The sequence below is a fragment of the Mesorhizobium erdmanii genome (assembly GCF_013170725.1).
Classification (GTDB): Bacteria; Pseudomonadota; Alphaproteobacteria; order Rhizobiales; family Rhizobiaceae; genus Mesorhizobium; species Mesorhizobium erdmanii.
Genome location: NZ_CP033361.1, coordinates 4,109,503 through 4,121,738, shown reverse-complemented (window position 1 = coordinate 4,121,738; position 12,236 = coordinate 4,109,503). Strand labels below are relative to the sequence as shown.

The window sequence follows — 12,236 nt, the reverse complement described above, 5'->3', positions numbered from 1 at the left end:
GCCACCGACGCGCTCGATCGGCGCGACACCGTCGACATGGCCGCCGCCGCCATCATGGTCGGCCTGACTTTTTCCTGGGGCATGAACTACGTCGCCGCCAAGATCTCCTACGCGGGCTACGACCCCGTCTTCCTGTCGATCGCGCGCTCGGTCATTGGCGGCTTCTGCGTCTTCCTGTGGTGCCGCTGGCGCGGCATCGCGCTGTTTGCCAAGGATGGCACGTTGCTTGCGGGCATTACTGTCGGCGCGCTTTTTGGCGTCGAGTTCCTTTGCCTTTATGTCGGGCTGGAGCATACGACCGTCGCTCGCAACACGCTGCTGGTCAACACGATGCCGTTCTGGATGCTGGTTGGCGGCCACCTTCTATTGGGTGAACAGATCACCATGCGCAAGTTCCTCGGCCTGCTGCTGGCTTTCGCCGGTCTCGCCGCTGTCTTTTCCGACAAGCTTGGCGGCGGTGGGGACATGCTTTTCGGCGACCTGCTGAGCCTGGGCTCCGGCTTCTTCTGGGCCCTGACCAACATCCTCATCAAACGGTCGAAACTGGTTGAGGCGAGCGCCGAGAAATTGCTGCTCTATCAACTCGCCGGTGCGGCGATCGTCGGCATATTGGTGCTGCCTCTTGCCGGCCCGCCGGTGCGCGATCCCTCGCTGTTGCCGACATTGGCGCTGCTTTTCCAGGCGATCTACATCGTCGCTTTCACCTATGTCCTGTGGTTCTGGCTGCTGCGCCGCTATCCGGCCTCCGGCCTGTCCAGCTTCACCTTCCTGTCGCCTGTTTTCGGTGTCTTGTGCGGGGCGATCATCTTGAATGAGCCGCTGACCATTCGCATTTTCCTGGCACTTGGCCTGATTGCCGCGGGCCTGATCGTCGTCAACCGGCCGGCCCGCAAGCTGACCCCGGTGTGAGAGAGACCCTTCATGCGTGACATCCTCAACGACCTCGAAGCGGGCAAATATCTCTCGGATCCGGATCCGGTGCGTCGCGCCCAGATCCAGATGAAGACACCGCTGCCCAAGCGCTTCTACAAGACCGTCTCGGTAGCACCGGTTGAGGGCGGTTTTGCCGTGCATCTGGACGGCAAGCCGGTGCGCACGCCGGGCAAGGCACTGCTGGCGCTGCCGACCGAAGCAGCGGCAGTGCTGGTCGCCGACGAATTCGCCGGGCAGGGCGAGACCATCAATCCGGTGGCGATGCCGGTGATGCGCCTTGTCAATACCGCCATCGACGGCGTCACCGGTGATCCGCAGGCGGTGCTCGAAGACATACTGCGTTTTGCCTCGTCCGATTTGCTCTGCTATCGCACCGACGCGCCGCAAGGGTTGGTCGAGCGGCAGAACGAGCACTGGGATCCGGTTATCGATTGGGCGCGTACCGCATTAGGAGCGCGCTTCAACCTGGCCGAGGGGATCATCCACGTCGAGCAGCCGCGTGAGACGATCGCCGTGCTGGGCAGTCATCTTGCTCAGCGCGCCGAGCCGCTGCGGTTGGCTGCTATCCATCTCATGACCTCGCTGACCGGTTCGGCGCTGTTGGCGCTGGCCGTCGATATGGGCGAACTCGACGCGGAGGCAGCCTGGGCCGCCGGCCATGTCGACGAGGACTGGCAGATCGAACACTGGGGACAGGACGCCGAAGCGGTCGCGCGCCGTGCCGCCCGCAAGCGCGATATGGCGGCGGCCGTCAGCCTTCTCGAAGCGCTCAAGGCCTGACCGATCAGTCCCTACCGCACCGCACCTAATACCAAAGTCATAATCCCATCGTCGCTCTGCCGCCGGCGCGCGCTTTCTGTCATTTTTTGCGGGATGGCTCGGCATTTCCGAGTCCGCGTTCGGAGGAGAGCGCGGATTTTGGCGCCTACATCGAGGACAGGGTCTCACGGGAGGACAACTCAATGGCAATTGCATCGACCGCCGGCGGAACCAGCCGCGGCATGACGCGGGAAGAGAAGAAAGTCATCTTCGCTTCCTCGCTGGGCACCGTTTTCGAATGGTACGATTTTTATCTCTACGGCTCGCTGGCGGCCTTCATTGGTTCGACTTTCTTCAGCCCGACCATTCCCGAAGCGACGCGCAACATATTCGCCTTGCTGGCATTTGCCGCCGGCTTTCTCGTTCGACCGTTCGGCGCACTGCTGTTCGGCCGCATCGGCGACCTCGTCGGACGCAAATACACCTTCCTCGTCACCATGACGATCATGGGCCTGTCCACCTTCCTGGTTGGCCTGTTGCCCGGTTACGCGACTTTGGGCATCGCGGCTCCCATCATTCTGATCGTGCTGCGTATGCTGCAGGGCCTGGCGCTCGGCGGCGAATATGGCGGCGCGGCGACCTATGTTGCCGAGCACGCGCCGGACGACCGTCGCGGGTTCTACACGTCATGGATCCAGACGACGGCGACGCTCGGCCTGTTCCTGTCGCTCATCGTCATCCTGATCGTCCAGGGCTCGCTGAGCAAGGAAACCTACGCCGCCTGGGGTTGGCGCATTCCTTTCATCGTCTCCTTCCTGCTGCTCGCCGTTTCGGTCTGGATCCGGTTGTCGCTCTCGGAATCACCGACCTTCCAGAAGATGAAGGAGGAAGGAAAAGGCTCCAAGGCGCCGCTATCGGAAGCCTTCGGTCAGTGGAAGAACGCCAAGATCGCGCTGCTGGCGTTGCTCGGCCTCACCGCCGGTCAAGCCGTCGTCTGGTATAACGGCCAGTTCTACGCATTGTTCTTCCTGCAGAACGTGCTGAAGGTCGATGCACAGTCGGTCAACATAATGATCGCCATCGCGCTGGCGCTCGGCTCGCTGTTCTTCGTTGTTTTCGGCTGGCTCTCCGACAAGATCGGCCGCAAACCGATCATCATGGCCGGCCTCGCGCTCGCCATCGTCTGCACCTTCCCGCTGTTCAAGGCGCTGACCTGGGCTGCCAATCCGGCACTCGCCAAGGCGCAGCAAAGCACGCGGGCAACGGTGACGGCAGCTCCCGGCGACTGCAAGTTCCAGTTCAATCCGGTCGGAACGGCGAAGTTTACGACGTCCTGTGACATCGCGACTTCATTCCTGACCAAGAACTCGGTTCCGTATGACGTCGTCTCGACCGCCGCGACCGGAACGGCTGCTTCGGTGAAGATCGGCAACGAGACCGTGTCGTCCTACGATGCGGTAGCCGCTGGTGATCAGGCCAAGGCCAAGGACGCTGCTTTCGTCAAAGCGGTCAACATGTCGCTGCAGGACAGCGGATATCCGCTGAAGCGCGCGGCCATAAAGGTCGCGGATCAGAAACTGGACGCCTTCATCGCGAGCAATCCCGAACTCAAGCTCGACGCGGCATCGATACGCGGCGGCGAGAAGACAGCGGTGCCGACCGACCAGGCGGTCAAGGACAAACTCTTGACCACCGAAGAGGCAGCGGGGGCGCCCGAAGTCACCGTCTACAACATACCGGGCGGCGGCGCCTTCGCCATGTTCGCCGACCCGGCGGCCGTGAACTGGCCGATGACAATCGGGATCCTGTTCATCCTGGTGCTGTTTGTGACCATGGTCTACGGGCCGATCGCGGCGATCCTGGTCGAGATGTTCCCGACCCGCATCCGCTATACCGGCATGTCGCTACCCTATCACATCGGCAATGGCTGGTTCGGCGGCCTGCTACCGGCGACGGTGTTCGCCCTTAGCGCGTACAAGGGCGACATCTACTACGGCCTCTGGTACCCGGTGGTGATCGCGGCGATCACGCTGGTCATCGGCATGATCTTCGTCAAGGATACGCTTGGCACCGACCTCCACGCCAAGGAGTAGCCGAGACATCATCGGCCAACAAAAAGCCCGGCGTGATCGCTCACGCCGGGCTTTTCATATTCGAGACCTGAAAGAAGCGGATCAGCCCTTGTGCTGATTTTCTTCCTCGACGGCCGCCTCATGATACCAGCCGTCAAAATCGGCGTGTGCGTAACGCAGCGATGCGAGCTCTGCCGCGAATTTCGCCTTCGCGCCTAAATTTGAGGCAGATTTGCGCGCTGCCAGAGGGAACATCAGAATTCTTGCCGACGGACGGGACGGGACGACTTCCATGAGCGGTCTCCTTTCTTTTTCAGGAGCTTGTCGATTCAGCTTTCCCTCAAGATAGGCTCTGCGATTCCTTTAGGCAATATGCCTACAAAAAGATCAGTAATTGCCTGTTATTTATGCATTTTGAACTTCTGATCGATCTCGACCCAGTGATGAGGCGGCTCAGCAAATTCCACGCGATATCGCTGCCATTTTGCCGCACCCGTCGAAGCCGGAGTGGCACACGAATTGCGTTTTAGGGATCGGCAGCGCCGGCTGCCGACGGCGGATGCATGTCGACGCCGTTTGGTGTTCGGTGAACAAGCAACGAGAGGCTAGAATGACGAAATATAAGCTCGAGTACATTTGGCTCGATGGATACACCCCGGTCCCCAACCTTCGCGGCAAGACGCAGGTCAAGGAATTCGCCGAATTCCCGACGCTTGAAGAGCTGCCGCTGTGGGGCTTCGATGGCTCCTCCACGATGCAGGCCGAGGGCCACAGCTCCGACTGCGTGTTGAAGCCGGTCGCGGTGTATCCGGATCCGACCCGCACCAACGGCGTGTTGGTCATGTGCGAAGTCATGATGCCGGATGGCGTGACACCGCATGCCTCCAACAAGCGCGCCACCATCCTCGATGACGAGGGTGCCTGGTTCGGCTTCGAGCAGGAGTATTTCTTCTACAAGGACGGCCGCCCGCTCGGCTTCCCGGAGAGCGGTTATCCCGCGCCGCAGGGTCCGTACTACACCGGCGTCGGCTACAAGAACGTTGGCGATGTCGCACGCCAGATCGTCGAAGATCATCTCGACCTTTGCCTCGCCGCCGGGATCAACCATGAAGGCATCAACGCCGAAGTAGCCAAGGGCCAGTGGGAATTCCAGATCTTTGGCAAGGGCTCCAAGAAGGCCGCCGACCAGATGTGGATCGCCCGCTATCTGCTTCTGCGCCTCACCGAGAAATACCGCATCGACATCGAATTCCACTGCAAGCCGCTCGGCGATACCGATTGGAACGGCTCGGGCATGCATGCCAACTTCTCGACCGCCTATATGCGCGAAGTCGGCGGCAAGGCGTACTTCGAATCATTGATGGCGCAGTTCGACAAGAACCTGATGGACCACATCGCTGTCTACGGCCCGGACAACGACAAGCGCCTGACCGGCAAGCACGAGACCGCGCCGTGGAACAAGTTCAGCTACGGTATTGCCGACCGTGGCGCTTCGATCCGCGTGCCGCACTCCTTCGTCAAGAATGACTATAAGGGTTATCTGGAAGACCGCCGCCCGAACTCGCAAGGCGACCCCTACCAGATCGCTTCGCAGATCCTGAAGACCATCTCGGAGGTTGCGACCGACGCGAAGGTCTCGGCCGCTGCCTGATTGTTTTGCGCGGCGCGGATCACAAGATCTTCGCCGCGTCCAGATCTTGGTAACAAAAGCCCTGGAGGGAAACCGCCAGGGCTTTTTCATGACGACCGGCGCCGGCTTCGACTGCGCGATTGGCGCCAACCTCGCCGCCAGCCTGACCGGGGCCGTCGTGCTCGCCCATGCCGGAGAAACCCGATCCGGAGTTGCCGCGCTGACCGCGAGCGTGCGCATAACCGATTGAAGCCGCGTCGAACCGGTGAAAGAGCGTCGGGTGGAATACACCCAAAAAAAGTCAGGTTGAAAACGACCGGCCAACTTCGCGCGGCGGAGACGCTTTTGGCCCGCGCCAGTTGCCGTGATGCGCGCTGAACGTTTCAAACTTCGTTGAAAAAGCCCGGAAAACGGCCTGTTCCAGGTCGTCCGTACACCAATGATCAGTTATATAAGCCGCTGTTCATGCATCGAAATTCGCGATGCATGCCTTCGGCCGGCGGCGTTGACAGATCACGCTGCGGCATGCGTATTCCGGGCCTTGGGGTTACGCCAAAGCGATGCTGTTCAAACGGGGCGGGGTTTCTTGAACGACGGCATTGGCGGGGGCGCCGGACGAGCGGGCATTGCAGCCTGAGGCAGTGTGCCGCTCGCTCCTGGCGATTGATCGTGCTCAACATCCGACCGTCGATGTCGACGAGCCTGAGACGGCTCGGAGCGATGAGTTTTCTATCGGGGGCCCGGCCGGCTATACGGCGCAAAATCAAACCAGTGACTGCCGTTGTGTGACTCGATCTTCGCCCAATTCGTCGATGCAGAGCTTGCAGGCAGCAAAAAGCCCTTGAAGGCGGAGACCTTCAAGGGCTTTTTTTGTCCGAGCCGGTTCTTTAGACCGAGTAGTACATGTCGTACTCGACCGGATGCGGGGTCATTTCGAACCGCATCACCTCGGCCATCTTCAGCTCGATATAGCTGTCGATCTGGTCGTCGTCGAAGACGCCGCCGGCCTTCAGGAAGCCGCGGTCTTTGTCGAGGCTCTGCAGGGCTTCACGCAGCGAACCGCAGACGGTCGGGATCTTCTTCAACTCCTTCGGCGGCAGATCGTAGAGATCCTTGTCCATCGGCTGTCCCGGGTGGATCTTGTTCTTGATGCCGTCGAGGCCCGCCATCAGCATGGCGGCGAAGGCGAGGTAAGGGTTCGCGCCCGGATCGGGGAAGCGAACCTCGACGCGCTTGGCCTTCGGCGACGAGCCGAACGGAATGCGGCAGGAGGCCGAACGATTGCGCGCCGAATAGGCGAGCAGCACCGGCGCTTCGTAGCCAGGCACCAGGCGCTTGTAGGAGTTGGTCAGCGGGTTGGTGAAGGCGTTGATCGCCTTGGCGTGCTTGATGATGCCGCCGATGTAGAACAGGCAGCTTTCCGACAGGCCGGCATACTCATTGCCGGCGAAGGTCGGCTTGCCACCCTTCCAGATCGACTGGTGGACGTGCATGCCCGAGCCGTTGTCGCCGAAGATCGGCTTCGGCATGAAAGTAGCCGTCTTGCCATAGGCGTTGGCGACCTGGTGCACGACATACTTGTAGATCAGCATCTTGTCGGCGTTACGGACCAGCGTGTCGAACTTGATGCCCAGTTCGTGCTGGGCGGCGGCGACCTCGTGGTGATGCTTTTCGACGCGTACGCCCATTTCGGCGAGCACGGTCAGCATCTCGGAGCGCATGTCCTGCGCGCTGTCGATCGGCGGCACCGGGAAATAGCCGCCCTTGATGCGCGGGCGGTGACCAAGGTTGCCGGTCTCGTAGTCGGTGTCGTCATTGGACGGCAGTTCGGTCGAATCGAGCCTGAAGCCGGTGTTGTAGGGATCAGCCTTGTACTTGACGTCGTCGAACACGAAGAACTCGGCTTCCGGGCCGACATAAATGGTGTCGCCGATGCCTTCCGCCTTCATGTAGGCTTCGGCCTTCTTGGCAGTGCCGCGCGGATCGCGGTTGTAGGATTCGCCCGAAACCGGATCGAGAATGTCGCACAGGATGACCATGGTCGACTGGGCGAAGAACGGGTCCATGTGGACCGTGTCCGGATCGGGCATCAGCACCATATCGGACTCGTTGATGGCCTTCCAGCCGGCGATCGACGAGCCGTCGAACATGACGCCATCGGCAAACATGTCTTCCTCGACCTCGACGACATCCATCGTCACGTGCTGCAGCTTGCCCTTCGGGTCGGTGAAGCGCAGGTCGACGAATTTCACGTCGTTATCCTTGATCTGCTTCATGATGTCTTTGGCTGTCGTCATGTCATTTCTTCCCTGTGTGGTGACGTTTCGAGGAGACGATAATCTGAAATCAGAAAGCTCAGACCGCGTCCATACCCGTTTCGCCGGTGCGGATACGAACGACTTCCTCGATGTTGGAGACGAAGATCTTGCCGTCGCCGATGCGGCCGGTCTGCGCCGCCTTGCGGATAGCCTCGATGGCGCCTTCGACCGCGTCGTCGCCGAGCACGACCTCGATCTTCACCTTGGGCAGGAAATCGACGACATATTCCGCACCGCGATAGAGCTCGGTGTGGCCTTTCTGGCGGCCGAAGCCTTTGGCTTCGGTCACGGTGATGCCCTGCAGTCCGGCCTCCTGAAGCGCTTCCTTCACTTCGTCTAGCTTGAACGGCTTGATGATCGCTTCGATCTTTTTCATGTAAAAAGTGGCCTCCACTGCCAAAAAAAGACGGGTTGTGCGCCCCGCTTGCGCCTCCATCAAGCACGAACTGTGCCAATTTCAGCCGACGAGGGCGGTCTTGCGCAATTACAATGCTGCGCCGGGCCGGGATGCACATTCACGTCATCCGCTGCTTCGGTTGCGGCGCAGGTGCCTGGAGCCTACACATTGCCGCTCGGGACGTCTGCACGATAATTAGGCAGATAGCGTATTTGGGGAGCAGCGACGCTTTATGACCGCGCGCACGATCCCGCTGCCAGGCGAATTTGACCCGTCATGGCCGGTATGGGCATATCCGGTCCTGAATGCTTCGAAAGACGGACAAATGAAGCCATGGATGTGCTCGATCCGGCACTGGGTCTTACCATCGCGATGGAATCGGCGATCCATGCCTCGAAGAGCGAGCCCGGCACCGTATCTGCTCAAGCTGCTGACGCAGGCACCGGCGGCGGGTAATCTGACACTTCGGGAGTACTGACCATGGGTCTGCCAGCCGGCGCCAATCTGGAAATCCTATCGCCGGCCGAGATGGCCGAGGCCGATCGGCTGGCGATCGCGGCCGGTCCACTCGACGGCTATGGCCTGATGCAGCGCGCCGGCGAGGCGGTCGCCGCGGTGGTCCTCGCACGCTATCCCGCCGCAAGCCGCGTCCATGTGCTGTGCGGCCCCGGCAACAATGGCGGCGACGGCTATGTCGTGGCGCGCGTGCTGGCCGAGGCCGGTGTCAGCGTCGCCGTCTGGGCGGAGGGCGAACCGCGGGCCGGCAGTGATGCGGCGATTGCCTTGGCTAGATGCCGGCTCGAGCGGCGGCCACTCGAGGCTTTTATCGCAGAGCCTGGCTCGCTGGTCGTGGATGCTCTCTATGGCGCGGGGCTGTCGAGGGCTCTCTCCGGCGACGCCGCACGCGCCGTGGAGATTGCGGCCGGCCTGTCGGTCGTTGCGGTTGACTTGCCTTCGGGCGTTTCGGGTGAGAGCGGCGAAATCCTCGGCACGGCATTTTGCGCCGCTGCCACCGTAACCTTTGCACGCAAGAAGCCCGGACACCTGCTCTTGCCCGGCCGCGAGCACTGCGGCGAGGTGATGCTTGCCGATATCGGCATCCGTAACGAGGTCATCGAGCAGGTCGCGGCGCGAACCTTCGAGAACGAACCAGAGCTCTGGCTCTCGAACTTTCCGACGCCTGCCGTCGACACGCATAAATACAAACGCGGCCATGTGAGCGTCTTTTCCGGCGGACCGTCCGCGACGGGCGCAGCGCGGCTATCGGCGCTTGCGGCCGCCAGAAGCGGGGCAGGGGCGGTCACCGTGCTTTCCCCCGCGAACGCCATGCAGGTCAACGCCGCGCATTTGACCTCGATCATGTTGCGAAAGGCCGACACCGTCGAGGATGTGCAAGAAGTTATCGGCGATCGCCGGCCATCGGCTTTTGTCCTTGGACCCGGCTTCGGCATCGGCGACAAAGCGCGCGATTTTGCCCTCGCGGTGCTCGCCAGGAAGCGCCAGGACGGAGGCGTTGAGGGGCTCGTGCTCGACGCCGACGGGATCACGTCTTTTCGAAACACGGTCTCAACTCTAAGCGAGGCGGCTGGCAGGCCGGACGCGCCGGCGCTGATCATCACGCCGCATGAGGGCGAGTTCGGCAGGCTGTTTCCGGATATTTTAGGCGACAAGAAATTGTCGAAACTTGCCAAGGCGCGTGCGGCGGCGGCGCGTGCCAATGCTGTTATCGTCTATAAAGGCGCTGACACGGTCATCGCCGCGCCCGATAGCCGGGCGGCGATCAATGCCAACGGCGCGCCTTGGCTCGCGACGGCGGGCTCGGGCGATGTACTGTCCGGCATATCAGCCGCGCTGCTGGCGCAAGGCATGCAGGCTTTCGAGTCTGCCTGCGCGGCGGTCTGGATCCACGCCGAAGCCGGCAGGCGCTTCGGACCGGGACTGACCGCCGAGGATCTGCCGCTGGCGCTGGTGGCAGTGCTGCGCGAACTCGTGGAAGCTCGGCAGAAGGTGCCGATCGGATGAGGATTACATGTGCCGGCCGTTGCCGCCAGGCACCCCGGGCGCGGCAAAGGTCAAGGACATCGGCTTTTGCTCATCGATGCTCATAGACAACCACTCAACACCGTGGGCCAGTCCCACCGTGGACGCGGGGTTCGGGGTTGCGGCGGAGGAGTGAGTGCTCGACAGTTGTCGCTGACAGGTGCCCATCGGACGCCTCACAGCGGTATGTTGTCGTGCTTCTTCCAGGGGTTCTGCATGTCCTTGTTGCGCAGCATCCTCAGCGCCCGCGCGACGCGGCGGCGCGTCGAGTGCGGCATGATCACCTCGTCGACATAGCCGCGCTCGGCGGCGACGAATGGCGACAGGAAGCGATCCTCGTAGGCCTTTGTATGGGCTGCGATCTTTTCCGTGTCGCCAATGTCCTTGCGGTAGATGATCTCGACCGCGCCCCTGGCGCCCATCACCGCGATCTGCGCCGTCGGCCAGGCATAGTTCATGTCGCCGCGCAGGTGCTTCGATGCCATCACGTCATAGGCGCCGCCATAGGCTTTGCGAGTGATGACGGTGATCTTCGGCACGGTCGCCTCGGCATAGGCGAACAAGAGCTTGGCGCCATGCTTGATCAGTCCGCCATATTCCTGCGCGGTGCCCGGCAGGAAGCCGGGGACATCGACGAAGGTGACGATCGGGATCGAGAAACAATCGCAGAAGCGCACGAAGCGAGCCGCCTTGCGGCTGGCGTCGGAATCGAGCACGCCGGCCAGCACCATCGGCTGGTTGGCGACGAAGCCGACCGTGCGGCCCTCGACGCGGCCGAAGCCGGTGACGATGTTCTTGGCGAAGTTCTGCTGGATCTCGAAGAAGTCGCCCTCGTCGGCGACCTTCAGGATCAGTTCCTTGATGTCGTACGGCTTGTTGGCATTGTCGGGGATCAGCCGGTCGAGCGACATGTCATGGTCGGTGACCGACTGGTAGCATTCGATCTCGGGAAGCTCCGACGTGTTGGAGGCCGGCAGCATGTCGACCAGCCGGCGCATCTGCAGGAGTGCCTCGACGTCATTGTCATAGGCGCCGTCGGCGATCGAGGATTTGGTCGTGTGGACGGAGGCGCCGCCGAGGCTCTCGGCGGTCACAGTCTCGTTGGTCACGGTCTTGACTACGTCGGGACCGGTTACGAACATGTAGGACGTGTCGCGCACCATGAATATGAAATCGGTCATGGCGGGCGAATAGACGTCGCCGCCGGCGCACGGCCCCATGATCACCGAAATCTGCGGGATGACGCCGGAGGCAAGCACGTTGCGCTGGAAGATCTCGGCATAGCCACCGAGCGCCGCCACGCCCTCCTGGATGCGCGCGCCGCCGGCATCGTAGAGGCCGATGATCGGAGCGCGGTTGCGCAGCGCCATCTCCTGCACCTTGATTACCTTTTCGGCATGGGCTTCCGACAGCGAGCCGCCGAACACGGTGAAATCCTTGGCGAAGAGGTAGACCGGGCGACCGTTGACCGTGCCCCAGCCGGTGACGACGCCATCGCCGGCGATCTTGGTCTTCTCCATGCCGAAATCGGTCGAGCGATGCTCGACATACATGTCGAATTCCTCGAATGAGCCTTCGTCGAGAAACACCTCGATGCGTTCGCGCGCGGTGAGCTTGCCCTTCTTGTGCTGGGCATCGATGCGCGCCTGACCACCACCCATGCGGGCCATCTCACGCCGGCGCTCGAGTTCCTTGAGCACATCCTTCATCACTTGGTCCCCAGAAGCCGAAAGCTGTGTTTGTGGTAATGATGCCCAACGGCGAGCGCAAGCGTCAGCTTTGGCTGGCTTTGCTGCGCTGCAACATGACACCCCTTGCATTCCGGGGCGAACTCAGCCATATGCAGGCCATAGGCGCTTGGGCCGGGAACGAATCCGGCCTTCTCGACGAATGAGACTGGTTGCGTCTGTTTTCCCTCTTTTCCGCTCATCGGCTCCGATTGGTTGGCAAGGTGGCGAAAAAGCCCCGTGGCATGATGCCTGCGGGCACGACAGCGCAGCCGAGTGGACGTTACCGTCCGCCCGCCTTGTCGTTCCTTTACAATGTTATCCGACGGCAGGTTGCGCCCTGCCGCCATTGATGTTTGC

The 12,236-nt window shown here is 61.7% G+C and carries 12 protein-coding genes; 7 read left to right on the top strand and 5 right to left on the bottom strand.

The window, feature by feature from the left end; all coding sequences use genetic code 11:
• Positions 1-36 precede the first annotated feature (36 nt).
• The 3 genes from EB233_RS19970 to EB233_RS19960 all read left to right on the top strand — a co-directional run bounded on the left by EB233_RS19970 (position 37) and on the right by EB233_RS19960 (position 3,785).
• Positions 37-909, top strand: coding sequence for a DMT family transporter (locus EB233_RS19970; protein WP_064991642.1), 873 nt, complete (start codon positions 37-39; stop codon positions 907-909).
• A gap of 12 nt (positions 910-921) precedes the next feature.
• On the top strand, positions 922-1,713 hold the full coding sequence (locus EB233_RS19965) for an ATP12 family chaperone protein (protein WP_064991417.1): 792 nt from the start codon (positions 922-924) through the stop codon (positions 1,711-1,713).
• 182 nt (positions 1,714-1,895) lie between these two features.
• A complete protein-coding gene (locus tag EB233_RS19960) occupies positions 1,896-3,785 on the top strand; it encodes an MFS transporter (protein WP_064991641.1) in 1,890 nt (629 codons plus the stop codon).
• An 81-nt stretch (positions 3,786-3,866) separates the two neighbouring features.
• Here EB233_RS19960 and EB233_RS19955 read toward each other — a convergent pair whose 3' ends face one another.
• Complete coding sequence (locus EB233_RS19955; RefSeq protein ID WP_064991416.1) at positions 3,867-4,058, bottom strand: DUF2735 domain-containing protein; 192 nt, start codon at positions 4,056-4,058, stop codon at positions 3,867-3,869.
• 316 nt (positions 4,059-4,374) lie between these two features.
• On the opposite strand from EB233_RS19955, the gene EB233_RS19950 reads away from it, so the two are divergent.
• Positions 4,375-5,415 (top strand): glutamine synthetase beta-grasp domain-containing protein, encoded by a 1,041-nt coding sequence (locus tag EB233_RS19950; RefSeq protein WP_064991415.1) that lies wholly within the window; start codon positions 4,375-4,377, stop codon positions 5,413-5,415.
• A gap of 88 nt (positions 5,416-5,503) precedes the next feature.
• Positions 5,504-5,644, top strand: a complete 141-nt coding sequence (locus EB233_RS19945) for a hypothetical protein (RefSeq protein ID WP_155765435.1) — start codon at positions 5,504-5,506, stop codon at positions 5,642-5,644.
• A 637-nt stretch (positions 5,645-6,281) separates the two neighbouring features.
• On the opposite strand, the gene glnA is transcribed toward EB233_RS19945, so the two are convergent.
• Both glnA and EB233_RS19935 read right to left on the bottom strand, forming a co-directional pair.
• Entirely contained in the window at positions 6,282-7,691 is a 1,410-nt protein-coding gene (gene glnA, locus EB233_RS19940; RefSeq protein WP_027051798.1) for a type I glutamate--ammonia ligase, read from the bottom strand.
• Between the two features lie 58 nt (positions 7,692-7,749).
• Positions 7,750-8,088, bottom strand: a complete 339-nt coding sequence (locus EB233_RS19935; RefSeq protein WP_006205430.1) for a P-II family nitrogen regulator — start codon at positions 8,086-8,088, stop codon at positions 7,750-7,752.
• A gap of 354 nt (positions 8,089-8,442) precedes the next feature.
• Here EB233_RS19935 and EB233_RS32180 point away from each other — a divergent pair, with 354 nt between their 5' ends.
• Complete coding sequence (locus EB233_RS32180; protein WP_279626506.1) at positions 8,443-8,565, top strand: hypothetical protein; 123 nt, start codon at positions 8,443-8,445, stop codon at positions 8,563-8,565.
• Between the two features lie 24 nt (positions 8,566-8,589).
• Positions 8,590-10,131, top strand: coding sequence for a bifunctional ADP-dependent NAD(P)H-hydrate dehydratase/NAD(P)H-hydrate epimerase (locus EB233_RS19930; RefSeq protein WP_064991414.1), 1,542 nt, complete (start codon positions 8,590-8,592; stop codon positions 10,129-10,131).
• A 194-nt stretch (positions 10,132-10,325) separates the two neighbouring features.
• On the opposite strand, the gene EB233_RS19925 is transcribed toward EB233_RS19930, so the two are convergent.
• Together EB233_RS19925 and EB233_RS31670 are read right to left on the bottom strand one after the other, a co-directional pair.
• Positions 10,326-11,858, bottom strand: coding sequence for an acyl-CoA carboxylase subunit beta (locus EB233_RS19925; RefSeq protein ID WP_064991413.1), 1,533 nt, complete (start codon positions 11,856-11,858; stop codon positions 10,326-10,328).
• Positions 11,858-12,079 carry a hypothetical protein gene (locus EB233_RS31670; RefSeq protein ID WP_155765434.1) on the bottom strand — a complete coding sequence of 74 codons (222 nt, stop codon included), beginning with the start codon at positions 12,077-12,079 and terminating at the stop codon, positions 11,858-11,860. The genes EB233_RS19925 and EB233_RS31670 overlap by 1 nt, the downstream gene beginning before the upstream one ends.
• Between the last annotated feature and the right edge of the window lie 157 nt (positions 12,080-12,236).

Bases quoted from the DNA above. Each gene is read 5' to 3' on its own strand.
- EB233_RS19955 (WP_064991416.1), bottom strand. From the start codon at position 4,058: ATGGAAGTCGTCCCGTCCCGTCCGTCGGCAAGAATTCTGATGTTCCCT.
- EB233_RS19935 (WP_006205430.1), bottom strand. From the start codon at position 8,088: ATGAAAAAGATCGAAGCGATCATCAAGCCGTTCAAGCTAGACGAAGTG.
- EB233_RS19925 (WP_064991413.1), bottom strand. From the start codon at position 11,858: ATGAAGGATGTGCTCAAGGAACTCGAGCGCCGGCGTGAGATGGCCCGC.
- EB233_RS32180 (WP_279626506.1), top strand. From the start codon at position 8,443: ATGGATGTGCTCGATCCGGCACTGGGTCTTACCATCGCGATGGAATCG.
- EB233_RS19965 (WP_064991417.1), top strand. From the start codon at position 922: ATGCGTGACATCCTCAACGACCTCGAAGCGGGCAAATATCTCTCGGAT.
- EB233_RS19950 (WP_064991415.1), top strand. From the start codon at position 4,375: ATGACGAAATATAAGCTCGAGTACATTTGGCTCGATGGATACACCCCG.
- glnA (WP_027051798.1), bottom strand. From the start codon at position 7,691: ATGACGACAGCCAAAGACATCATGAAGCAGATCAAGGATAACGACGTG.
- EB233_RS19970 (WP_064991642.1), top strand. From the start codon at position 37: ATGGCCGCCGCCGCCATCATGGTCGGCCTGACTTTTTCCTGGGGCATG.
- EB233_RS19960 (WP_064991641.1), top strand. From the start codon at position 1,896: ATGGCAATTGCATCGACCGCCGGCGGAACCAGCCGCGGCATGACGCGG.
- EB233_RS31670 (WP_155765434.1), bottom strand. From the start codon at position 12,079: ATGAGCGGAAAAGAGGGAAAACAGACGCAACCAGTCTCATTCGTCGAG.
- EB233_RS19945 (WP_155765435.1), top strand. From the start codon at position 5,504: ATGACGACCGGCGCCGGCTTCGACTGCGCGATTGGCGCCAACCTCGCC.
- EB233_RS19930 (WP_064991414.1), top strand. From the start codon at position 8,590: ATGGGTCTGCCAGCCGGCGCCAATCTGGAAATCCTATCGCCGGCCGAG.